At 67.2% G+C, this 21,450-nt stretch carries 18 protein-coding genes and 1 pseudogene; 8 read left to right on the forward strand and 11 right to left on the reverse strand.

The genetic code is table 11. From position 1 onward, the window contains the following. Positions 1 to 175: 175 nt before the first annotated feature. From BM060_RS02905 to BM060_RS02920, 4 genes are all read right to left on the reverse strand, one after another. Positions 176 to 2,734, reverse strand: coding sequence for a TonB-dependent receptor (locus BM060_RS02905; protein WP_074977139.1), 2,559 nt, complete (start codon positions 2,732 to 2,734; stop codon positions 176 to 178). A gap of 110 nt (positions 2,735 to 2,844) precedes the next feature. Beyond that, positions 2,845 to 3,786 (reverse strand): FecR family protein, encoded by a 942-nt coding sequence (locus BM060_RS02910; RefSeq protein ID WP_074977141.1) that lies wholly within the window; start codon positions 3,784 to 3,786, stop codon positions 2,845 to 2,847. Then, complete coding sequence (locus BM060_RS02915; RefSeq protein WP_074977143.1) at positions 3,783 to 4,307, reverse strand: RNA polymerase sigma factor; 525 nt, start codon at positions 4,305 to 4,307, stop codon at positions 3,783 to 3,785. Before BM060_RS02915 ends, BM060_RS02910 begins: the two co-directional genes overlap by 4 nt. 145 nt (positions 4,308 to 4,452) lie before the next feature. Beyond that, the gene (locus BM060_RS02920; protein WP_069863918.1) at positions 4,453 to 5,415 is read right to left on the reverse strand and encodes a DMT family transporter; all 963 of its coding nucleotides are present in this window, start codon (positions 5,413 to 5,415) and stop codon (positions 4,453 to 4,455) included. A gap of 221 nt (positions 5,416 to 5,636) precedes the next feature. Between BM060_RS02920 and BM060_RS02925 the strand changes: the two genes are divergently transcribed. Beyond that, positions 5,637 to 6,596 (forward strand): threonine dehydratase, encoded by a 960-nt coding sequence (locus BM060_RS02925; protein WP_074977145.1) that lies wholly within the window; start codon positions 5,637 to 5,639, stop codon positions 6,594 to 6,596. Here the strand turns inward: BM060_RS02925 and soxR are convergent. Further along, the gene (soxR, locus tag BM060_RS02930; RefSeq protein WP_074977147.1) at positions 6,569 to 7,051 is read right to left on the reverse strand and encodes a redox-sensitive transcriptional activator SoxR; all 483 of its coding nucleotides are present in this window, start codon (positions 7,049 to 7,051) and stop codon (positions 6,569 to 6,571) included. The two genes, BM060_RS02925 and soxR, sit on opposite strands and share 28 nt — an antisense overlap. Before the next feature lie 73 nt (positions 7,052 to 7,124). Between soxR and BM060_RS02935 the strand changes: the two genes are divergently transcribed. Beyond that, the gene (locus BM060_RS02935) at positions 7,125 to 7,493 is read left to right on the forward strand and encodes an antibiotic biosynthesis monooxygenase family protein (RefSeq protein ID WP_074977149.1); all 369 of its coding nucleotides are present in this window, start codon (positions 7,125 to 7,127) and stop codon (positions 7,491 to 7,493) included. A 297-nt stretch (positions 7,494 to 7,790) separates the two neighbouring features. Here BM060_RS02935 and BM060_RS02940 read toward each other — a convergent pair whose 3' ends face one another. The 6 genes and pseudogenes from BM060_RS02940 to BM060_RS02960 all read right to left on the reverse strand — a co-directional run bounded on the left by BM060_RS02940 (position 7,791) and on the right by BM060_RS02960 (position 13,951). Beyond that, positions 7,791 to 9,398: an ABC-F family ATP-binding cassette domain-containing protein gene (locus BM060_RS02940; protein WP_074977151.1), complete on the reverse strand. Its 1,608-nt coding sequence runs from the start codon at positions 9,396 to 9,398 to the stop codon at positions 7,791 to 7,793. Between the two features lie 176 nt (positions 9,399 to 9,574). Beyond that, positions 9,575 to 9,670 (reverse strand): annotated as a pseudogene (locus BM060_RS33200) (DTW domain-containing protein); the annotation flags it as partial. A 175-nt stretch (positions 9,671 to 9,845) separates the two neighbouring features. Continuing rightward, a complete protein-coding gene (locus BM060_RS32225) occupies positions 9,846 to 10,475 on the reverse strand; it encodes a hypothetical protein (protein ID WP_135499910.1) in 630 nt (209 codons plus the stop codon). 1,398 nt (positions 10,476 to 11,873) lie between these two features. After that, the gene (locus tag BM060_RS02950) at positions 11,874 to 12,305 is read right to left on the reverse strand and encodes an acetyltransferase (protein ID WP_074977153.1); all 432 of its coding nucleotides are present in this window, start codon (positions 12,303 to 12,305) and stop codon (positions 11,874 to 11,876) included. A gap of 141 nt (positions 12,306 to 12,446) precedes the next feature. After that, entirely contained in the window at positions 12,447 to 13,058 is a 612-nt protein-coding gene (locus BM060_RS02955; RefSeq protein WP_074977155.1) for a tRNA-uridine aminocarboxypropyltransferase, read from the reverse strand. Beyond that, positions 13,055 to 13,951: a LysR family transcriptional regulator gene (locus BM060_RS02960; protein WP_043312819.1), complete on the reverse strand. Its 897-nt coding sequence runs from the start codon at positions 13,949 to 13,951 to the stop codon at positions 13,055 to 13,057. Before BM060_RS02960 ends, BM060_RS02955 begins: the two co-directional genes overlap by 4 nt. A 286-nt stretch (positions 13,952 to 14,237) precedes the next feature. On the opposite strand from BM060_RS02960, the gene speB reads away from it, so the two are divergent. The 6 genes from speB (at position 14,238) to BM060_RS02990 (ending at position 21,406) form a co-directional block, all read left to right on the forward strand. Continuing rightward, entirely contained in the window at positions 14,238 to 15,197 is a 960-nt protein-coding gene (gene speB / locus BM060_RS02965) for an agmatinase (RefSeq protein WP_074977157.1), read from the forward strand. 10 nt (positions 15,198 to 15,207) lie between these two features. Then, entirely contained in the window at positions 15,208 to 15,612 is a 405-nt protein-coding gene (locus tag BM060_RS02970) for a YybH family protein (protein ID WP_009623523.1), read from the forward strand. A 25-nt stretch (positions 15,613 to 15,637) separates the two neighbouring features. Beyond that, on the forward strand, positions 15,638 to 17,152 hold the full coding sequence (locus tag BM060_RS02975) for a purine-cytosine permease family protein (protein WP_009623524.1): 1,515 nt from the start codon (positions 15,638 to 15,640) through the stop codon (positions 17,150 to 17,152). Between the two features lie 139 nt (positions 17,153 to 17,291). Further along, the gene (locus BM060_RS02980) at positions 17,292 to 18,671 is read left to right on the forward strand and encodes a sodium:solute symporter family protein (RefSeq protein ID WP_074977159.1); all 1,380 of its coding nucleotides are present in this window, start codon (positions 17,292 to 17,294) and stop codon (positions 18,669 to 18,671) included. A 93-nt stretch (positions 18,672 to 18,764) separates the two neighbouring features. Continuing rightward, positions 18,765 to 20,366, forward strand: a complete 1,602-nt coding sequence (locus BM060_RS02985) for a 5-guanidino-2-oxopentanoate decarboxylase (protein ID WP_074977162.1) — start codon at positions 18,765 to 18,767, stop codon at positions 20,364 to 20,366. A 314-nt stretch (positions 20,367 to 20,680) separates the two neighbouring features. After that, positions 20,681 to 21,406 carry an MBL fold metallo-hydrolase gene (locus BM060_RS02990; RefSeq protein ID WP_009623527.1) on the forward strand — a complete coding sequence of 242 codons (726 nt, stop codon included), beginning with the start codon at positions 20,681 to 20,683 and terminating at the stop codon, positions 21,404 to 21,406. Positions 21,407 to 21,450: the final 44 nt, after the last annotated feature.

Genomic DNA, 21,450 nt, shown 5'->3' on the forward strand with positions numbered 1-21,450 from the left:
ACACGCTCCATGAGGCCATGCACTTGTAGGAGCGGGCCCTGCCCGCGATTCGCGCGCAGGGCGCGCTCCTACAGGGGAATGACATCGGCGCTCGGGCTTTCCCCTCACCTCCCCCACCAAACACACCGCCCCGCAGGATGGGTGAAGCGAAGCGATACCCATCACCACCGCAACCTCAGAAGTACTGAGTCACACTGAACTTCGCATTGCGCCCCTGGCTGTACACGTTGTCCCCCGACAGCGCCGGGTGGTAGTCGCGGTTGAACAGGTTATCCACCGTAAGGTTCAGCTCGGTGTTCTCCAGGCCCAGGCGCCGCGGCTTCCAGCTGGCGAAGACACGCTGGGTGTCGTAGCTGTCGTTGGTCGTCTGGTCCCAGTAGCTGTCGCCCGCCACGGTGCCCATGCCGCCGGAGTACTTGTCGCTGGGCAGGCGGTCGGTCTGGCGGACGAACTCGCCCTGCCAGCCCATCTGCGCGTCCCAGTCGGGGAATTTCACGCCGAGGGTCGCCACCCACTTCGCCGGCGGCACGTCGCGGGCCCAGACGTTGGGGCCCCAGGGGTTGCTGTAGGCGCCGTCGTGCTTGCCTTCCACCCAGCTGTACGACAGCCCGGCGAACAGCCGCTCGCTGTCGTAGAAGCTCTCGATCTCGAAGCCCTTGTAGGTCGCCCCGGGCAGGTTGCGGTAGTTGCTCAGCGGCAGCATGCCGGCGCAGCTGCCGCCGATGCTGCCGTCGTCGATGGACTGTTGCTCGCAGGCCACGCTGCGGGTGCGGAAGATTTCGTCCTTGATCTTGTTCTGGAACAGCGTGGTGCGCACCTGCAGGTTGTCGCCGGCGACGAACAGGTCCGGCAGGTTGACGATGTTGCCCAGGCGCAGGGCGTGGATGCGCTCGGCGTCCAGGTCGCGGCTGGTGGCGCTGATGGTGCTGCTGTTCTGCACCTCGTACTGCTCGTCGATCACCGGCGCGCGCCAGGTGCGCGAGTAGTCGGCGAAGAAGGCCACGCGCTCGGTGGCGGTCCAGAACAGCGACAGGCGCGGCGACCAGCCGCTGTAGGTCTGCGAGCTGTAGTCGTGGCCCTGGGCCGGGTTGTCGTAGAGCGGCGCATCGTTGGCCTTGCCGGCGTTGCGCACCTGGTCGAAGCGCAGCGACGGGGTGACGGTCACGCTGCCCCAGGTCAGCGCGTCCTGCACGTAGGCGCTGCGGGTGAGCTGCTTGCCGCTGGGCATGAAGGCCGGCTGGAAGTGCCCGTAGTTGTAGCGCGCGGTGTCGTAGGTGGAGCCGGGGATGTACATCTGCGTGTCGCGGGTGTGCTTGTGCAGTTGCGCGCCGACGGTGAAGGCGTGTTGCAGCGGGCCGGTGTCGAACAGGCTGGTGTTGCGCAGCTCCAGCACCTTGTCGCGGTAGTCGGTGTCCATCTTCTGCCCGCCGGTGGCGACCTGGAAGAAGGCGTCCGGGTTGCGCTCGTCGGTCTGCTCGACATGGGACTCGGAATACTGCAGCAGCAGGTCGAGCAGCGGGTTGTCGACGGGGTGGTACTGGTACTTGCCGGACCAGGTGGTGTCGGTGGTGTCGCGGTGCGCCAGCAGGCGCTTGAGCGCGGCCTCGTAGCCGTATTTGTCGATGCTCGACTGGGTCGGCGGCGTCGGGTAGCTGGCCGAGGAGAACGGCGTCCAACGCGTGCTTTCCGAACGGCTGTAGGAGAAGCCCAGGTCGTTGTCCGGGTTCGGGTGCAGATTCAGCTTGAACAGCCCGGCGTCCAGGTCCTGGGCGCTGTTGGGCAGGCGCTGCGGGTTGATCGGGTAGCGCCCTTCCGGGTCGGGGATGTGCCCGGCCAGCTTGATGTCGCGGCCATCGCGCGCGGTGAGGTAGGCCAGGGCGTCGACCTTGCGGTCCTCGCTGCGGCCGTAGACGGCGCCGCTGTAGATCTTCTGCTGGTCGTTGGAGTGGTAGCCGTACTTGAGCATGGCGCCGACGTCCTTGCCGTCGCGCAGCAGGTCGCCGGCGTCCTTGGTCTCCATGTGCACGGTGCCGCCGAAGCCGCCGTTGCCGTTGAACACCGAGTGCGGGCCCTTCTCCACCTCGATGCGCTTGATCAGCTCCGGCTCGATGAACACGGTGCCCTGCTGGTAGCGCTCGAAGCCGCTCTTGGGCGCGCCGTCGAGGGTGAAGGGCACGTCCTCGGCGTCGCCCAGGCCCCAGATGTTGACGGTCTGCCCGCCGGGCTTGGGCGAGCCGCCCATGCTCACCCCGGGCAGGGTGTCGAGCAGGCTGGGGACGTTGTCGGCCTGGATGCGCTCGATGTCCTTGCGCGTCAGGGTCGAGCGCCCGACGCTGCTGGCGTCCACCGAGTCGCCGGTGCCGACGATGGTCTGCGAGTCCAGTTGCAGGGCGTTGTCCTGGAAGGCGTCGACCTTGCCGCGGCGGCGCACCACGAAGCCCTCGCCGGCCTCCACCAGTTCCAGCGAGGTGCCCTGCAGCAGGCGCTCCAGGGCTTCGCGCACGCCGTAGCGGCCCTGCACCGCCGGCGCCTGCAGGCCCTGCAACTGGGCCTCGTCGAACAGCACCTGGACCTGCGCCTGCTCGGCCAGTTGGCCCAGCGCCGCGCTCAGCGGTTGCGCCGGCAGCGCCAGCTGCAGGTCGGCGCCGCGGCTGTATTCGGCCAGCAGCAGGCCGCCGAGCAGCGCCGCGCAGGCCAGCGGGCGGGAAAGCGGAAGGGTGAAGCGAGACAACATGGCGAGTCCTCCCCGGGGACGATAGGGCCGCAAGATCGCGGCGAACGACGGGGAAGACGTGCAAACGCGAAAAACCCGCACCTGCGAATGAAAATATTTCTTCTTTGTCGTCAGCGCGGCAGGATCAGCGCGCTGCCATCGGCCTGCCGGCGCACCCGCACGTCCGCCAGCGCCGGCAAGGCGGCGAGGAAGTCGTCCAGGCGGGCGATGCGCACGCTGCCGGACAGCTGCCGCCGGGCCAGGCGCGGGTCGCCCAGGCGGATGGGCGCGCTGCGGTAGCGCGAGAGTTCCTCGACCAGCTCGCCCAGCGGCCGCTCGCGGAAGCGCAGCAGGCCGTCGCGCCAGTCGGCCACCCGGGCCGGGTCGATACGTTCGACTTGCAGCGCGCCGTCGGCGGCCACCCGCGCCAGGTCGCCGCGCACCAGGGGCTGTTCCTGCGCGCGGTCCAGCCGCGGTTGCAGGGCCACCTTCCCATCGTTGACCGCCACTTGCAGGCCATCCTCCGCCAGGCGCAGGTCGAAGCGCGTGCCCACCACGCGCACGCGGCTGTCGCCGGCGCGCACGCGGAACGGCCGGGCGCTGTCGTGGGCCACCTCGAAATAGGCTTCGCCGCGCAGCAGCCGCACCTCGCGGTAGGCGCCGCTGAAGTCCACCCGCACCGCGGAGTCGCCGGCCAGGAACAGCCGCGAGCCGTCGGCCAGGCGCAGCTCGCGCTGCTCGCCGGGGGCGCTGGCCTGGCTCAGTTGCGGGTCCACCAGCGGCCGGCCCCAGGGCATGGCGCCGAGCACCACCGCAGCCAGCACTGCCGCGGCAGTCGCCAGGCCGCGCCAGTGCGGCATATGGCGGGCCGGCGCCAGGACCGGGCGCGGCAGCAGGTCGAAGTCGTCCCACAGGCTTTCGATGGCGCGGTAGGCACGCTCGTGCGCCGCGTCCTCGGCCAGCCACTGGCGCCAGGCCTGGCGCTCGCGCTCGTCGGCGCCGGCGCGCAGGCGGCTGAACCACTTGGCGGCCAGCTCGTCGATGATCCTCTGTCGCTCCTGCTGCGGGCTCATGCCTCGTCCTCTCCTTGCATCTGCCGCTTGCAATGCAGCAGGGCGGCGGCCACGTGCTTCTCCACCATGCTCAGGGATATCCCCATGCGCTGCGCCACCTCGGCCTGGGACAGGCCGTCGAACTTGTGCAGCACGAAAGCCTCGCGGCGGCGCGGCGGCAGGCTGTCCAGGGCCGAGGCCAGGTGGCGCAGGTAGCGCTGGCGTTCCAGTTGCAGCATGGGTTCGCGGCCCTCGCTGGCCGGCTCGGCGCTTTCCCGGGCCTCGCCCTCGGCGGCGGACGGGCGCCGGCCGTCCTGGCGGCGCCAATGGTCGCGCAGCAGGTTACGGGCGATCTGGAAGAGGAAGGCGCGCGGCTGCCGCACCTGCTGGCGCGAGGCGGATTTCAGCCACTGGGCGAAGGTGTCCTGGGCCATGTCCGCGGCATCGGCCGAACTGCCCAGGTTGCGGTGCAGGAAGCGCAGCAGCTCGCCGTGGAAAGCCTGGTAGGCCTGCGCCACCGAGTGGCGGAAGCCCTCATCCACGGCCCCGCTCCCGCCGCCTTGCAGCCCTGTCGGCCGCCCTTCCCGCATTCACGATAACGTCCCCGCACCGGCTTCATCCGCGCCGGACCACTGCTGCAATTTCACAAATGATAATACATATCATTCGCGAGATTAAAGGGACAACTCAGGACGACAGCGCCGCCCTCGCCCGCCGCGCCCGGTAGCTGCGCAGCAGCGACGGCGCCAGCGCGGTCAGCGCCGAACCGCACACCACCAGCAGCGCTCCCAGGTAGGCCAGGCCGTCGAGGCTTTCCGGCTGCAGGTGCCCGGGCCACAGGCTGGCCGCCACGGCCACGCTGGCGATGGTCACCAGGGGCGTCAGCGCCAGGGTCGCGCTGACCCGCGAGGCTTCCCAATGGGCCAGGGCCTCGGCGAAGGCGCCATAGGCCACCAGGGTGTTCAGGCAGCAGGCCAGCAACAGCCAGGCCTGCACGCCATCGAGCAGCAGCACCTGCTGCGGATGCGCCCAGGGGCTGAGCAGCAGCGCGCAGCCCAGGTAGATCACCATCATCACCTGCAGCGAGTTCCACTGCGTGAGCAACTGCTTCTGCGCCAGCCCGTAGAAGGTCCAGACGAAAGCCGCCAGCAGGACGATGAGCACGCCCAGGGTGTAGTCGCCCAGCGAGCCGAACAGCTCCCCGAGACGCTGGTTGAAGAACAGCGCGAAGCCGCCCAGCAGCACCAGCAGGCCCAGCCCCTGGCCAAGGCTGAAGCTCTCCTTGAAGACGAACAGGCTGCCGAGCAGCAGCAGGATGGGCGCGATCTGGATCACCAGCTGGGTGGTGCCCGGGGTGAGCATGCGCAGGCCGACCAGGTAGAACACGTAGTTGCCGGTCAGCCCCAGCACCGCCAGCAGCACCAGGCCGCCGCCACGCCGGCCCAGCGGGCGGAAGCGCGGCAGTTGGCCGCGCACGGCCAGCCAGACGAACAGCACGCCACCGGCCACCACCAGGCGATACCAGGTGACGGTGACCGGGTCCATCACCTTCAGGACTTCCTTCAGCTTGATCGGCAGGATGCCCCAGAGCACGGCGGTGACCAGGGAGAGGAACAGGCCGAATTGCCAGCGGCCGGAGGAAACGTGCATGGAGGACAGCCCTTCGCGTGTGCGGTCAGCCATGCTAAGCCAGCGTCGGTGGCGCTCGACAGGAACAGTTCGGCGATACAACTGTACCGGTCCGACGGCACACTCGGGCGCAGGCGCTCGGAAGCGCTACTGGAGCGCTACGAAAAATCCTCTTCCCAGCTGTACCTGTCGCATTCCCGGCGCAGCGTCCTAGACTGCCCTCTCCCCATAGGAGAACCCCCATGCCGCTCAGCCTGCCCGCCCTCGAAGCCGCTGCCGCCATCGTCCACCGCAGCCTGCCGCCCACCCCGCAGATCCGCTGGCCCCTGCTGGTGGAAGCCCTGGGCTGCGAAGCCTGGGTCAAGCACGAGAACCACTCGCCGGTGGGCGCCTTCAAGCTGCGCGGCGGGCTGGTCTACTTCCACCACCTGGCGGCCCAGGCGCCCTGCCCGGCCGGGGTGATCAGCGCCACTCGCGGCAACCACGGCCAGTCCATCGCCTTCGCCGCGGCGCGCCTGGGCATGCCGGCGACCATAGTCGTGCCCCACGGCAACAGCCGCGAGAAGAACGCCGCCATGCGCGCCCTGGGCGCCAACCTGATCGAGCACGGCGAGGACTTTCAGGCCTCCCGCGAGTACGCCGGCGAACTGGCCGAGCGCGACGGCCTGCACCTGATTCCCTCCTTCCACCCCTGGCTGGTGGCCGGCGTGGCCAGCTACAGCCTGGAGCTGCTGCGCGCCCACCCCGACCTGGACGTGTGCTACGTGCCGGTGGGCATGGGCTCGGGCATCTGCGGGATGATCGCCGCGCGCGACGCCCTGGGCCTGAAGACGCGCATCGTCGGCGTGGTCTCCAGCCATGCGCCGGCCTATGCGCTGTCCTTCGCCGCCGGGAAGCCGGTGTTCCATGCCACCAGCACGCAACTGGCCGATGGCATGGCCTGCACCACCCCGGAGCCGAATGCGGTGGCAATGATCCGCGCCGGCGCCGACCATTTCGTCCAGGTCAGCGATGCGGAAATCGGCGCGGCCATGCGCCTGCTGTTCACCGCCACCCACAACGTCGCCGAGGGCGCCGGCGCCGCGGCGCTGGCCGCCGCCCTGCAGGAGCGCGAGGCGCTGCGCGGGCTGAAGGTGGGCCTGGTGCTCAGCGGCGGCAACGTCGACCGCGAGGTCTACGCCCGCGAGCTGTCCGGCGGCTGAGCGTCCCAGTGCGCGCCCGGCCCCTGCTCCGCCAGCCTGTCGCCGGGGTTGCGCAGCGGGCAGGTCTCCAGCGACAGGCAGCCGCAGCCGATGCAGCCGTTGAGCTGGTCGCGCAGCAGCACCAGCTTGGCGATGCGCTCGTCCAGATCGTCGCGCCAGCGCGCTGAAAGCCGTGCCCAGTCGGCGGCCATGGGCGAACGCCCGCTGGGCAGGCTGGCCAGGGCCTCGGCGATCTCGTTCAGCGGGATGCCGACGCGCTGCGCCACCTTGATCACCGCCACCCGGCGCAGCACGTCGCGCGGGTAACGGCGTTGGTTGCCGGCATTGCGGGTGCTGTGGATCAGCCCCTTGGCCTCGTAGAAATGCAGCGCGGACACGGCCACGCCGGCGCGCCTGGCAAGTTCGCCGACGCTCAGTTCATGGGGTACGTGCAGGGCCTGGTGTTTTTTCGGCATGGCGGGCTTGACCTCAAGTTAAGTTGAGGTTTTACCCTCGCCAGCGTCTGCCTTCAAGCCCAGGAGCCCATCCATGATCATTCCCAGCGCCTACTGCAGCACCGACGCCGACCAGCCCGAGACCCCGACGCATTTCGCCCTGCTGATCGACATCGAGGTAGCGCCGGCGCAACAGCCCGACATCGCCGAACGCCTGGAGCGCTACCTGGAGCAACTGCGCGAACTGTTCCACCAGGCGCCGGGCTACCTGGGCGCGGAACTGCGCGCCAGCGACGACGGCCAGCACCTGCTCGGCTGCGTGCACTGGCGCAGCCGCGAGGACTGGGAAACCACCTGGGACTGCGGCGCCACGCGCAGCGAACTGTTCAGCGACAGCCTGCTGCGGCTGGGGGCCAGGAGCATTCATTTCGACAGTTTCCTGGTGGCGGAGCGGCTGGCCTGAGGGGCGAAGCCGAGGCGCTCTTCGTAGGATGGGTTGAGCCTTGGCGAAACCCATGCGGCCGTGACGATGGGTATCGCTTCGCTCAACACCATCCTACGCTGGAATTTCCGCGGCCCATGGCCGCGAATCACGCTCAGGGCGCGCTCCTACAGGTGGGTCCGGAGGTGCTCTTCGTAGGAGCGAGCTTGCTCGCGAACAGACTCCGCTGCGAGGCTCATTCGCGAGCAAGCTCGCTCCTACGAAAAGCCTTGCTCGCCTGCGATGTAGCGATCTGGCTGCAGCGACCGGGTAGAGCCGCTAGGGCACCGCCCAGCACCAACCCTCGGCACTGGCCTGCAGTTGGCCGTCCAGTTCCAGGGCGGCGAGGAAGGCCTCGTCGTGGGAGACCACCAGCAACGCGCCACGGTACTGCCGCAGCAACGCTTCCAGAGCCTCCAGGGCCGGGAGATCGAGGTGGTTGTCCGGCTCGTCGAGCAGCAGCAATTGCGCCGGCTGTTCGGCGTACAGCTCGCAGGCCAGCGCCGCCTTGACCCGCTCGCCGCCGCTGAGCAGTGCCGTGGGCAGTTCGATGCGCGCGGCGCCCAGGCCCATCCGGGCCAGGCGCGTGCGCAGGTCGGAAGGCGCCATGCGGCGGTTGCGCTCCAGCAATGACTGCAACACCGAGCTATCCGCGCGCAGGCTGTGCAGATGCTGATCCAGATAGGCCGTGCGCACCGTCGTCTCGCAGTAGCCGGCGAGCGGCGCCAGGTGGCCGGCCAAGACCTTGAGCAGGGTCGACTTGCCGCAGCCATTCGCCCCGGTCATGGCCAGCCGGCGAGGCCCGCAGAGCTGCAGGTCGAGCGGGGCACGGCAGGTGCCGAAGGGCAGGCGCAGCCCTTCCAGCACGAGCACCCCGCGTTGAGCCGGCAGCTCGCAGTCCGGTGCGTCCAGCAGCACCTCGGCGTCCTGGCGCACCCGGGCGAAGGCTTCGCGAACCTCGTCGTCGAGTCGCTCGCGGCGCTCGCCGTGCTGGCTATGCAGCCTGGCGATGCTGGCCTGGCTTCGCTCCTTCTGTCGGTCCACCAGGATGGCCGCCTGATTGACCTCGCGGGCCTGATGCCGGCCCCTGGCCTGGCGGTGCTCCTGGCGCTCGCGCTGGGCCTGCATGGCGCGTTGCTGGCGTTCGCGCTCCAGCTTGCGCCGCTGCAATTCGCGCAGCGCGCCATCCCGCTCCAGGCGGTGCGCCTCGCGATAGGCGGAATAGCCTCCGGCGTAACTGCGCAGCCCATCCGCCGACAGTTCCAGGATGCGCTGCATGCCCTCCAGCAGCAGGCGGTCATGGCTGACCAGCAACAGGCCGCCGCGCCAGCGCTGCAACTGTTCGTGCAGGGCCTCGCGGGCAGGCCGGTCGAGGTGGTTGCTGGGTTCGTCGAGGATCAGGCAGTCGGCCCCGCTGAGCCAGGCGCCGAGCAGCGCCACCCGCGTGGCTTCGCCACCGCTCAGGCGCGCCGCCGGGGTTTCCGCCTCCAGGTGGCCGAGGCCGCAGGCGGTCAGCTCCGCCTCCAGGCGCTGGCGAACGTCCCAGCGGCCGTCGAGCAGTTCGTAGTCCACCGCGTCCACACCACCGGCCTCGATACGCGCCAGGGCCTGCAAGGGAGCCCCCACGCCGGCAAGCTCCGCCACGCTGGCGGCGCCCACCGGGTGCTGCGCCAGGTAGTGCACGCGCCCCTGGCGCAGGCAACGCCCGGCGCTGGGCGCCAGCTCGCCGGCGAGGATGCGCGCGAGCAGCGACTTGCCCACGCCGTTGCGCCCCACCAGGCCGGTGCGGCGTTCGTCGAGGCTTTCGTCAATATCGCGGAAGAGGATTTCGCCAGTGAGCAACTGGCAGGTGACGCCTTGCAGCGCCAGGGTGAAGGGGCTCGTCATACCGACTCCAATTGGATGCCATGAATCCCCCAGGGCACACAGCCTGGGACGGAAACGGGCCGTGCGGGCACGGCAGCATCAATTGCGCATCGGACGAACACCTCGCGAAAGGAAATGAAGCGCGCACTATAAAGAGCGGCAGCCACGGCCGTCAGCCCCCGGCGAGACGAACGGAATCAGTGTGGGCGCTGGTGATTGCGCCTGAAGGTCTCCTCCCCCATCGCCGCGATGTGCCCGTCGATCAGTGCCTCGAATGGCCGCAGCAGCTCGGCGCGGAACTGCGCGCCAGCGATGAGGGCCGCTACCGGCTACGTGTGCTGGCGCAGCCGCGAGGACTGGGAAGTCCACCTGGAACTGCGGCGCCACCCGCAGCCAGATGTCCAGCAGAACCGGGTTGTCCGCAGCGGAGCTGCTGGCGAATGAGCATGGGATCCCCCTGAAGATAGATCACAAGTCAGAAGACAATGCGTTCCTGACAATATTCTCCGACAAGCTCTCTGCCACCGTTTCTAGCCACGCAACACTTTTCTCATCTATTCGATTCATTTGGAGCAACACGGTCCTATCGGGCTCAACCCATAGGATACTGGTAATCTGCGAGCTACCTGACCCAACTGTCTTCCTGGCACTTTTTCCATTGACGTTGAAGTTCACCAATTCTCTGTAAAGAACCGAAGAACCACCTTGTTCCTTCAGCGTTATCCCCCCTTGCTCCGCACACTGATAAACTCTGAGCAGACCATCCAACCCTTCGGCTCGACGAACCCCCACCGCCTGTGAAGAAATTTCTTTGCAAGCCTTCAGCGGCGACTCGGACACTCGAACAGCATTCATTGAGGTTTTCAAATCTCGCCCGGTGACATCCTCCCTATACCTATCAAGCCGACTCATTCTAGATGCTTCTGAAAAACCAGAATCCTTCCCTCGCCCCTCACCTTTTGCCGCATCTTCTATTATTTGCAAAAAACCCTGCGGCAACTTTGAGTCTTGAACAGAAGGAGCATCTGCCAACGCCCACTCGCCCTGTAGCAGGCCTGTTAGAAAAAAACCTATGAATAACGCAACAGAAAACCTCATTCACGCCCCCTAGAAACTACAATTCGTCGTTATCGTCTCACCGCAAAAGTCTATCTCGGGAGTCCCTGAACAAACGATATTGTTTCCCTGCATAGCCTGACAGTGTCTCTCGATATCCTCACAATCTTGGGAGGCATTAGCCGTAGTCACGCCATGCAACCCATGGACTATCCAATCCCCCGTAATACCGCACCCCCAGCATATTGCCGCCGATCGCCAAGTAACCTCGGCAGGCGACTCTATATGCACGCTTTCGCCAGTGGTGTAGTTATATTGCATGGATTGCGTCTGCAGAAACCATTGATTCGGATTCGAAACATTCCAGGTAAACGACAAAGATTCATTATTCACGCAATTCGCCCGAGATACCATTTCCAGATCCCAGCTCAATGCATGAGATAGAGGAACTCCGCAAAAAATCGACCAGAACAATGTAGCCAACCTCCACATAAGACCTCCTATCGATACCTATCTGGCTCGCCCCCGACAACACCCAACTAAGCTACCAGACACCCCAGTCGAAAACACCGCGATAGAAACGCATAAGCTCATCCATACCAAACCTCGCTCGCAAACCTATACCCCTGAGAAAAAAAGAAAAATCAACCAAGGATAAGCGAAGACCTCAAACATACGCCCAGGAGCAAAGGAAAACGCCTACAACCCAAGGAGAAAAAACGCAACACAAACCACGCGAGCATCAACGAGACACGCTCAGCCCATGAAAACAAAATTCACGATCTAACCTTCGGAATATGAAAACTCCTAAACAAACATAAAATTCAAGAATCGATAGGAAAGACTTGCGCTCTTATACACCCAGCCACCCAGACTATTAGTCAAGGTGTTTCGTTGCTGTTCCCGCTGCGGTCTACGGGACTATGCATTACGAGTCTCCGCCGCCCCTTGGAAATGCCCTAGCGAGACACCCACCACCAACTAGTAGTTGCTCCTGAAAGTCTCCGCCCCATCGTCGCGATCTGCCCGTCGATCAGCACCTCGCACGGGTGCAGCAGCTCGGCGCGGACAGCCGCCATCTGCTCGGCTACGTGTGCTGGCGCAGCCGCAAGGACTGGGAAGCCACCTGAGACTGCGGCGCCACCCGCGGCGAGCTGTTCAGCGACATCCTGCTGCGGCTGGGGCCAACAGCATTCACTTCGACAGTTTCCTGGTGGCGGAGCGGCCGGCCTGACTGTTGGACCAATCACAGACGGAGCCCTACAAAGAGCACCTCGGCGCAGCCTTTAAGGCAGTTGCTCCAAGGTGCAGGAAAATGCCGCCGTAGGATGGGTAGAGCGGAGCGAAACCCATCACCCCGCCCACAAGCTGTCGTGAGAAATGGCGCCTCCCCGTAGGAACGGACTCCGTCCGCGATCCGGCCGCCAGGCCGGCTTCTCTCTACAGGCTCATGTGCAGCAGCGGAAACGGCCGGTCCTGGCCATCGGTCTCAGAGCGGCCGATGTCGTGGAACCCATAGCACCGGTAGAACCCTACCGCCTGCGAGTTCTGTTCGTTGACGTCGACGCTAAGCCGCCCGCGCAGTTCGCGCGCGTAGTCAAGCAAGCGCGTGCCTAGGCCTTGCCCCCGCAATTCGGGGGCGATGAAGAGCATTTCCACGTGTGCCTGGTCCAGGCCGATGAAGCCCTGCGGGCGATCCTCATCATCAACGGCGACCCACACTTCCACCGCCGGCAGGTAGAGGTCGCGCACCTGGGGCAGCAGTTCGGCGATGTCGGCTTCGCTGATGAAGTCGTGGGTGGCGCGCACGGAGCGTAGCCAGATGTCCAGCAGGATCGGGTTGTCCGCGGCGAAGCGCTGGCGAATAAGCATGATTGCATCCTGTCTTGTAGGGCGCATAACGCCTAAGGCGTTATCCGCCGTTTGGCCTCGGTTCCCGGCGGCTCCGGGGCCAACCTTGGCGTTGGCTATAGCCGCGGAGTGTCGGCGGATAACCGCGAACGGTTATCCGCCCTACGATTCGTGCCGAGGCTTCAACTCGCGCTGGTGATTGCGCTGGAAAGTCTCCTCCCCCATCGCCGCGATCTGCCCGTCGATCAGCGCGTCGAACGGTCGCAGCAGCGCGTCGAAGGGCTGCGGTGCATCCAGCGCGTTCAATGCATGCACCACCGCCTCGATGGTCGACAGCGCGCCCTCGGCCGGCGCCTTGCGCAGGCGGTAGCGCGAGGTCAGGCCTTCGGGCAGCACTACCCGCGGCAGGGCCGCCAGGTTGGGGTTGAGGTGCAGCAGCTTGCGTGCCTTGCGCCAGGTGCCGTCGGGTACCACCAGCAGGCGTGGCCGGGTGGCCGGGCGGGTGGCCAGTTCGGCGAGGGGGATGGCGTTTTCGCCGGGGAACAGCAGCCAGGCGCCCTCGCCGCTCAGGTCGAGGTCGCGGAAGTCCTCGCCCACCCGCAGTTCGGCGTTGGCCAGGCCGAGGGCCGCCAGGCGGGCGGTGTTCAGGGCGTGGCCGGCTTCGCTGGGGTGTTGCAGCAGGAGCACGCGGGTGCGGTTGTCCAGGCGCGGGATCAGCGCGCACAGGCAATGGCCGGCCGGGCGCAGGCAGCGTTCGCAGCGGGCGCGGCTCATGGCTTGCCCGGCTGCGTGCGCAGCAGGTCGCGGAAGTTCTGGATCAGCGGCTCGCGGGAGCGGCCGCGGCGCAGGATCAGCGAGAACGGCGCCTGGTAGCCGAAGGTGGCCGGCAGCAGCGCGCGCAGCCTGCCCTGCTCCACCCAGGAATGCGCGTAGTGCTCGGGCAGGTAGCCGATGTAGCCTCCGGAGAGGATGAGGATCAGCTGCGCTTCCATACTCTCCACCGTCGCCGCGCTGTGCTTGAAGCCGTGGCGCGCCAATTCCGCCTGGCTCCAGTAGCCGCGGCCGACCATGCGCTGCTGGGTGATCAGCTCGGCGGGGATGCGCCGGCCATCGAACAGCGGATGGCGGTCACTGCAGTACAGCCAGTGCTGCTCACGGTACAGCGGCTGGTAGACCAGGCCGTTCATGCGGCTGAAGAAGGAGCCGATGGCCAGGTCCAGGCGGTTGTCCAGCACCGCCAGTTGCAGTTCGTAGGGGCTTTGTACCTGCAGGTGCAGGTGCACCGCCGGGTGCAGGCTGCTGAAGGAGCCGATGACGTCGGCCAGCGGCAGCGCCGGGTCGCTCACCGTGGAGTCGAGCACGCCGAGGTTGAGGGTGCCGCGCAGTTCGCCCTTCAAGGTCGCCGCGTAGCGTTCGAAGCCTTCCAGTTCGCCGAGGATGCGCAGGGTTTCCTGGTGGAACAGCTCGCCCTTGCTGGTCAGGCCGAAGCCGCCGCGGCCGCGGTGGCAGAGCACGATGCCCAACTGGTTCTCCAGTTGGCTCATGTAGGTGCTGATGGCCGAGGTCGACAGGTTCAGCTCCTGCTGCGCCGAGGCGAAGCCCTGGTTGCGCACCACGCAGGCGAAAATCCGCAGAAGCTTGACGTCGGGCAGGGCGCTGGCGCTCATGAAGGGCTCCGCAATTCGAGGTGGAGGGGCTCCAGTTCAGCAGTCACTGGACTGGCAATCGGCCAGACCGTCCGTCGCCACCCGGCCTGCAAGGCACATACGACGGGGCTGGCGCCGCGGGGGCTGCGACAGGGCAACGCAGTCTAGCCGTGGAAATAAGTTTAGAAAACTCTGAACTGATTATTTGTAGCCAGCGATTCTTCCCACTACCGGGCATGACCAGAATCCGGCCTCAGTATCAACAAGCCTGTTTCCACGAAAACAGCGAATCCCGTGAGGCCTACCCATGGACAAGAAACTCCACCAGCCCCTGGGCGGAAACGAAATGCCGCGCTTCGGCGGCATCGCCACCATGATGCGCCTGCCGCATATCCAGTCTCCGGAAGAGCTCAACGAGCTCGATGCTGCCTTCGTCGGCGTGCCCCTGGACATCGGCACCTCCCTGCGCTCCGGCACCCGTTTCGGGCCGCGCGAGATCCGCGCCGAGTCGGTGATGATCCGCCCGTACAACATGGCCACCGGCGCCGCCCCGTTCGATTCGCTGAACATCGCCGACATCGGTGACGTGGCGATCAACACCTTCAACCTGCTGGAGGCCGTGCGCATCATCGAGGAGGCCTACGACAAGATCCTCGACCACGGCATCGTCCCGCTGACCCTCGGCGGCGACCACACCATCACCCTGCCGATCCTGCGCGCCATCCACAAGAAGCACGGCAAGGTCGGCCTGGTGCACATCGACGCCCACGCCGACGTCAACGACCACATGTTCGGCGAGAAGATCGCCCACGGCACCACCTTCCGCCGCGCCGTGGAAGAAGGCCTGCTGGATTGCGACCGCGTGGTGCAGATCGGCCTGCGCGCCCAGGGCTACACCGCCGAGGACTTCAACTGGAGCCGCAAGCAGGGCTTCCGCGTGGTCCAGGCCGAGGAGTGCTGGCACCAGTCGCTGGCGCCGCTGATGGCCGAAGTGCGCGAGAAGGTCGGCGGCGGCCCGGTGTACCTGTCGTTCGACATCGACGGCATCGACCCGGCCTGGGCGCCGGGCACCGGCACCCCGGAAATCGGCGGCCTGACCACCATCCAGGCGATGGAGATCGTGCGCGGCTGCCAGGGCCTGGACATCATCGGCTGCGACCTGGTCGAGGTCTCCCCGCCCTACGACACCACCGGCAACACCTCGTTGCTCGGCGCCAACCTGCTGTACGAAATGCTCTGCATCCTCCCGGGCGTACAGCGCCGCTGAGTGACCCCAAATGCATAACGACGCCTGCGTAGCACAGGTGCTGGAGGCTGCCCGCGCGCTCGTGGCAGCCTTCGCGCGCACCGACACCGAGGCCTACTTCGCGGCCTTCAGCGAAGACGCCAGCTTCATCTTCCACAACTGGCCGCAGCCGCTGCGCACCCGCGCGGCCTACCGCGAGGTGTGGGAGAGCTGGTTGCGTGACGACGGCTTCGAGGTCCTCGACTGCCAGTCCAGCAACACCTTCGTCAGCCTGCAGGGCGAGGACGTGGCGATCTTCAGCCACGACGTCGCCACGCGGCTGCGCATCCAGGGAACGGAGAGCCTGAACCACGAGCGGGAGACCATCGTCTTCCGCCGTGAACAACAACAAGGCCGCTGGCTGGCCGTCCACGAGCACCTGTCGCCCACGCCCTGAGACAGGACTTTCCCGGGAGGAAGTCATGGATAACAAGAACAACCAACACGCAATCACCACCATCGAGACATTCGGCGTCGAGCAGATTCCCGACGCCGAGCGCAACGCCACGCCCACCGACCTGTTCCGCATGATCTTCGGCGGCGCCAACACCTTCGCCACCGCCGTGCTCGGCAGCTTCCCGGTGCTCTTCGGGCTGTCGTTCCAGGCCGGCGCCTGGGCCATCGTCCTGGGCGTGCTGGTCGGCGCGCTGATCCTCGCGCCCATGGGCCTGTTCGGCCCGATCAACGGCACCAACAACGCGGTCTCCTCCGGCGCGCACTTCGGCGTGCACGGGCGGATCGTCGGCTCCTTCCTGTCGCTGCTGACCGCCATCGCCTTCTTCTCGCTGTCGGTGTGGAGCTCGGGCGATGCCTTGGTCGGCGGCGCCAAGCGCCTGTTCGGCCTGCCGGAAACCGACCTCACCCTGGGCCTGGCCTACGGCCTGTTCGCGGTGCTGGTGCTGGTGGTGTGCATCTACGGCTTCCGCTTCATGCTGCTGGTCAACAAGATCGCCGTGTGGGCCGCCAGCCTGCTGTTCCTGCTGGGCGTGTTCGCCTTCGCCGGCCCCTTCGACGCCGGCTACGCCGGTAGCGTGCAGCTGGGCAGCGCGGGCTTCTGGGCCGCCTTCATCGGCGCCACCCTGCTGGCCATGAGCAACCCGGTGTCCTTCGGCGCCTTCCTCGGCGACTGGGCCCGCTACATCCCGCGCGAAACCTCGAAGCAGCGCATCATGCTGGCGGTGCTGCTGTCGCAGCTGGCCACGCTGATCCCGTTCTTCTTCGGCCTGGTCACCGCCACCATCGTCGCCGTGAAAGCGCCGGACTACATCGCCGCGAACAACTACGTCGGCGGCCTGCTGGCCATCTCGCCGAGCTGGTTCTTCCTGCCGGTGTGCCTGATCGCCACCATCGGCGGCATGTCCACCGGCACCACCTCGCTGTACGGCACCGGCCTGGACATGTCCAGCGTGTTCCCGCGCCTGCTCAACCGCGTGCAGGCCACCCTGTTCATCGGCCTGCTGTCGATCGCCTTCATCTTCATCGGCCGCTTCGCCGCCAACCTGGTGCAGAGCGTGTCCACCTTCGCCGTGCTGATCATCACCTGCACCAGCCCCTGGATGGTGATCATGATCCTCGGCCTGATCGTGCGCCGCGGCTTCTACCATGCCGACGACCTGCAGGTGTTCACCCGTGGCCAGCAAGGCGGCGCCTACTGGTTCCACCACGGCTGGAACTGGCGCGGCATGGGCGCCTGGATCCCCAGCGCTCTGGCCGGCCTGTGCTTCGTCAACCTGCCGGGCCAGTTCGTCGGCCCCCTGGGCGAGCTGGCCGGCGGCATCGACATCAGCCTGCCGGTGACCCTGGGCCTGGCCGCCCTGCTCTACCTGACGCTGCTGCGCACCTTCCCGGAATCCGCCGGGGTGTACGGCCCGCAAGGCCCGCGCTGGGTCGGCAGCCACGACCGCCCGGTGCTCGGCATCAACGAGCCGGCGGCCTGAATCCGCGCTTCCTGCCTGGAGCGCAGCGCCAACCGCAGTACCCGTGAGACGCCGACGGGCCGGTTACCACCGGTCCGCCGGCCTACCGCCCGCCAGCCGCGGGCGGCAACAATGACAATTCGAGTGTGAGGAGCCGATCATGGCCTTGGATATAATCGTCGTTCTGATCTATGCCGCCGGCATGCTGGTACTGGGCTGGTACGGCATGCGCCGGGCGAAGACCCACGAGGACTTCCTGGTGGCGGGACGCAACCTGGGTCCGTCGTTCTACATGGGCACCATGGCCGCCACCGTGCTCGGCGGCGCCTCCACCGTCGGCACCGTGCGCCTGGGCTACGTCCACGGCATTTCCGGTTTCTGGCTGTGCGCCGCGCTGGGCGCCGGCATCATCGCGCTGAACCTGTTCCTGGCCAAGCCGCTGCTGAAGCTGCGCATCTTCACCGTCACCCAGGTCCTGGAGCGCCGCTACAACCCCATGGCGCGCCAGGCCAGCGCGGTGATCATGTTCGCCTACGCGCTGATGATCGGCACCGTCTCCACCCTGGCCATCGGCACCGTGATGCAGGTGCTGTTCGGCCTGCCGTTCTGGATCTCGGTGCTGCTCGGCGGCGGCGTGGTGGTGGTCTACTCGACCATCGGCGGCATGTGGTCGCTGACCCTCACCGACATCGTCCAGTTCATCATCAAGACCGTCGGCCTGATGTTCCTGCTGCTGCCGATCTGCCTGTACCGCGTGGGCGGCTGGGACGAGCTGGTGGCCAAGCTGCCGGCCAGCGCCTTCAGCTTCCACACCATCGGCTACGACACCATCATCACCTACTTCCTGATCTACTTCTTCGGCATCCTCATCGGCCAGGACATCTGGCAGCGCGTGTTCACCGCGCGCAGCGAGGGCGTGGCCAAGTACGCCGGCACCGCCGCCGGCGTGTACTGCGTGATCTACGGCCTGGTCGGCGCGCTGATCGGCATGTGCGCCAAGGTCCTGCTGCCCGACCTGGACAACGTCAACAACGCCTTCGCCGCCATCGTCCAGGCCTCGCTGCCGGACGGCATCCGCGGCCTGGTGATCGCCGCCGCCCTGGCCGCGATGATGTCCACCGCCAGCGCCGGCCTGCTGGCCGCCTCCACCACCCTGACCGAGGACCTGCTGCCGAAACTGCGCGGCGGCAAGACTTCCAGCCTGGGCATCAACCGCCTGTTCACCGCCCTCACCGGCCTGGTGGTGCTGGCCATCGCCCTGGTGGTGAACGACGTGATCAGCGCCCTGACCCTGGCCTACAACCTGCTGGTGGGCGGCATGCTGATCCCGCTGATCGGCGCCATCTACTGGAAGCGCGCCACCACCGCCGGCGCCATCACCAGCATGACTCTGGGCTTCATCACCGCTCTGGTGTTCATGCTCAAGGATGGCTTCGACGCCAACACCCCGATCTACTACAGCCTGGCCATCGGCCTGGTGAGCTTCGTCGTGGTCAGCCTGCTGTCGCGCCGCCCGCAGGCGGCCGCCAGCGTCGCCTGACGCGCACGCTGCGATGAACAAGGGCGCGGCGAGTCGATCTCCGCGCCCTCTTCGTTTGAGAAACTTCCTCACCCACGAACAAAAGGAACTGCCATGACCACCTGCGGCGAATTCCTCGTCAAGCAACTCGAAGCCTGGGGCGTGGACACCGTCTTCGGCATCCCCGGCGTGCACACCGTCGAGCTCTACCGCGGCCTGCCGGGCAGCGCCATCCGCCACGTCACCCCGCGCCACGAGCAGGGCGCCGGCTTCATGGCCGACGGCTACGCGCGCGTCACCGGCAAGCCAGGCGTGTGCTTCATCATCACCGGCCCGGGCATGACCAACATCCTCACCGCCATGGGCCAGGCCTACGCCGACTCCATCCCGATGCTGGTGATCAGCAGCGTCAACGAGCGCTCGCGCCTGGCCCACGGCAACGGCTACCTGCACGAGCTGCCCGACCAGCGCGCCATGACCGCCGGCGTCAGCGCCTTCAGCCACACCCTGATGAGCGTCGAGGAACTGCCGGCGGTGCTGGCCCGCGCCTTCGCCGTGTTCGACAGCGAGCGCCCGCGCCCGGTGCACATCGAGCTGCCGCTGGACATCATCACCGCCCCGGCCGAGCACATGCAGGTGCGCCCACGCGTGCAACTGGCCCGCCCGGCCCCGGCGCGCGCGCCGCTGCACGAAGCGGCGGCCAAGCTGGCCAAGGCGCAGAAGCCGCTGCTGCTGCTCGGCGGCGGTTGCGTCGCGGCGCAAGCCGAAGCCCGCGCCCTAGCCACCGCGCTGGACGCCCCCACCGCGCTGACCGTCAACGCCAAGGGCCTGCTGCAGCCGGAACACCCGCTGCTGGTCGGCAGCAACCAGTCGCTGGTGCCGGTGCGTGAACTGGCACTGGAGGCCGACGTGGTCCTGGCCATCGGCACCGAGCTGGGCGAGACCGACTACGACGTGGTGTTCGACGGCAACTTCCGCATCGGCGGCGAGCTGATCCGCATCGACATCGACCCGCAGCAGCTGATGCGCAACCAAGTCCCGAGCGTCGCCATCCAGGCCGACGCCCGCACCGCCATGCGCGCCCTGCTGGAACTGCTGCCGGCCCGCCAGGCCAGCGCCGCCAGCCCCGGCGCCCAGCGCGCGGCCAAGGTGCGCGCGCAGCTGGCCGAGGACTTCAGCGGCTGGGCGCACTACCGCACGCTGTTCGGCAAGATCCTCGAAGCGCTGCCGGACGCCCGCTTCGTCGGCGACTCCACCCAGACCGTGTACAGCGGCAACCACCTGGTGGAACTGGACGGCGGCCGCCGCTGGTTCAACTCCGCCAGCGGCTACGGCACCCTCGGCTACGGCCTGCCGGCGGCCATCGGCGCCAAGCTCGGCGAACCGGGCCGCCCGGTGATCAGCCTGATGGGCGACGGCGGCCTGCAGTTCACCCTGCCGGAGCTGGCCAGCGCCGTGGAGGCCAGGGTGGGCATCATCGTGCTGCTGTGGAACAACCACGGCTACGGCGAGATCAAGCGCTACATGGAACGCCGCGACATCACCCCGCTGGGTGTGGATATCTACACGCCGGACTTCCTCGCCATCGCCCGCGGCTTCGGCTGCGAAGCGGAGCGGGCGCGGGATTACGAGCACCTGCAGGAGTTGCTGCGTAACGCGCCGAGCGATCGGCCGTTGATCGTGGAAGTGATGGAGGCGGCGCCGTTCGCGCCTTGAGGTGATGGAGTGAGGCTCGGCAACCCTCTCCCCCCGCCCTCGGCTGCGCGCCCCGCCCTGAAGGGAGAGGGAGCCTGTCCGTGCCCGCTGGTGGGACGGAGTCATCCTGCAACTCCGCTGTTTCAGGCGTGCATCGAGGTACCGCTTCACGCCGAACGGTCCCCTCTCCCTTCAGGGAGAGGGTTAGGGAGAGGGAAAGGCCCCCCACCCGGCACCACCCTCACAGGTATGCCACCCTGTAGGAGCGGGCCCTGCCCGCGAAATCGCGCGCAGGGCGCGCTCCTACACAAAGCACAAAGACACCAGGCCCCACCATGAAAATCGTCACCCGCGACCGCTGGTTCGAAGTCCGCCACTGCTACGACGGCGTCAGCCTGATCCACGAGCCCTGGGTGCGGCCCTTCTATCGCTGCAACATGTGGCACATCCAGGGCCGCGAGCGCGACCTGCTGGTGGACAGCGGCTCCGGCCTGGTCAGCCTGCGCGAGCAGTTGCCCTGGCTCACCGAGCGGCCGCTGCTGGCGGTGGCCAGCCATACCCACTTCGACCACATCGCCGGCCACCACGAATTCCCCGAACGCCTGTGCCACCCGGCCGAGGCCGACATCCTCGCCAGCCCCGACGGCGAGCGCACCCTGGCCACGGCCTTCGTCGGCGACGAGATGTTCGAAGCGCACCCGGACTGCCCGCTGTGCTACGCCGAGTATCGGGTGAAGGCCGCGCCGGCCACGCGCACCATCGATGAAGGCGACGTGCTCGACCTGGGCGACCGCGTGCTGGAGGTGCTGCATACCCCCGGCCATTCGCCGGGCGGCATCAGCCTGTGGGAAGCACGGACGCAAACGCTGTTCTCCGGCGACATCGTCTACGACGGACCGCTGATCGAGGATGCCTACCACTCCAACCTGGACGACTACGCCCGCAGCCTGGAGCGTCTGCGCCAGCTACCGGTGCGCACCGTGCATGGCGGGCACTTCCCGAGTTTTTCCGGGGAACGCCTGCGGCAGATCATCGACGAGTGGTTCGCGGCCCACGGCTGAAATACCGGGGCCCAACACAATCTGCCCGCGTGAGCGGGCAGAAG

The sequence above is a fragment of the Pseudomonas citronellolis genome (genome assembly GCF_900112375.1).
Classification (GTDB): domain Bacteria; phylum Pseudomonadota; class Gammaproteobacteria; order Pseudomonadales; family Pseudomonadaceae; genus Pseudomonas; species Pseudomonas citronellolis.

What these genes read in the sequence shown, in the direction of transcription:
- BM060_RS02905 (WP_074977139.1), bottom strand. Translation starts at nt 2,734, where the DNA reads ATGTTGTCTCGCTTCACCCTTCCGCTTTCCCGCCCGCTGGCCTGCGCG.
- BM060_RS02910 (WP_074977141.1), bottom strand. Translation starts at nt 3,786, where the DNA reads ATGAGCCCGCAGCAGGAGCGACAGAGGATCATCGACGAGCTGGCCGCC.
- BM060_RS02920 (WP_069863918.1), bottom strand. Translation starts at nt 5,415, where the DNA reads ATGCACGTTTCCTCCGGCCGCTGGCAATTCGGCCTGTTCCTCTCCCTG.
- BM060_RS02925 (WP_074977145.1), top strand. Translation starts at nt 5,637, where the DNA reads ATGCCGCTCAGCCTGCCCGCCCTCGAAGCCGCTGCCGCCATCGTCCAC.
- soxR (WP_074977147.1), bottom strand. Translation starts at nt 7,051, where the DNA reads ATGCCGAAAAAACACCAGGCCCTGCACGTACCCCATGAACTGAGCGTC.
- BM060_RS02935 (WP_074977149.1), top strand. Translation starts at nt 7,125, where the DNA reads ATGATCATTCCCAGCGCCTACTGCAGCACCGACGCCGACCAGCCCGAG.
- BM060_RS02940 (WP_074977151.1), bottom strand. Translation starts at nt 9,398, where the DNA reads ATGACGAGCCCCTTCACCCTGGCGCTGCAAGGCGTCACCTGCCAGTTG.
- BM060_RS32225 (WP_135499910.1), bottom strand. Translation starts at nt 10,475, where the DNA reads ATGAGGTTTTCTGTTGCGTTATTCATAGGTTTTTTTCTAACAGGCCTG.
- BM060_RS02950 (WP_074977153.1), bottom strand. Translation starts at nt 12,305, where the DNA reads ATGCTTATTCGCCAGCGCTTCGCCGCGGACAACCCGATCCTGCTGGAC.
- BM060_RS02955 (WP_074977155.1), bottom strand. Translation starts at nt 13,058, where the DNA reads ATGAGCCGCGCCCGCTGCGAACGCTGCCTGCGCCCGGCCGGCCATTGC.
- BM060_RS02960 (WP_043312819.1), bottom strand. Translation starts at nt 13,951, where the DNA reads ATGAGCGCCAGCGCCCTGCCCGACGTCAAGCTTCTGCGGATTTTCGCC.
- speB (WP_074977157.1), top strand. Translation starts at nt 14,238, where the DNA reads ATGGACAAGAAACTCCACCAGCCCCTGGGCGGAAACGAAATGCCGCGC.
- BM060_RS02970 (WP_009623523.1), top strand. Translation starts at nt 15,208, where the DNA reads ATGCATAACGACGCCTGCGTAGCACAGGTGCTGGAGGCTGCCCGCGCG.
- BM060_RS02975 (WP_009623524.1), top strand. Translation starts at nt 15,638, where the DNA reads ATGGATAACAAGAACAACCAACACGCAATCACCACCATCGAGACATTC.
- BM060_RS02980 (WP_074977159.1), top strand. Translation starts at nt 17,292, where the DNA reads ATGGCCTTGGATATAATCGTCGTTCTGATCTATGCCGCCGGCATGCTG.
- BM060_RS02985 (WP_074977162.1), top strand. Translation starts at nt 18,765, where the DNA reads ATGACCACCTGCGGCGAATTCCTCGTCAAGCAACTCGAAGCCTGGGGC.
- BM060_RS02990 (WP_009623527.1), top strand. Translation starts at nt 20,681, where the DNA reads ATGAAAATCGTCACCCGCGACCGCTGGTTCGAAGTCCGCCACTGCTAC.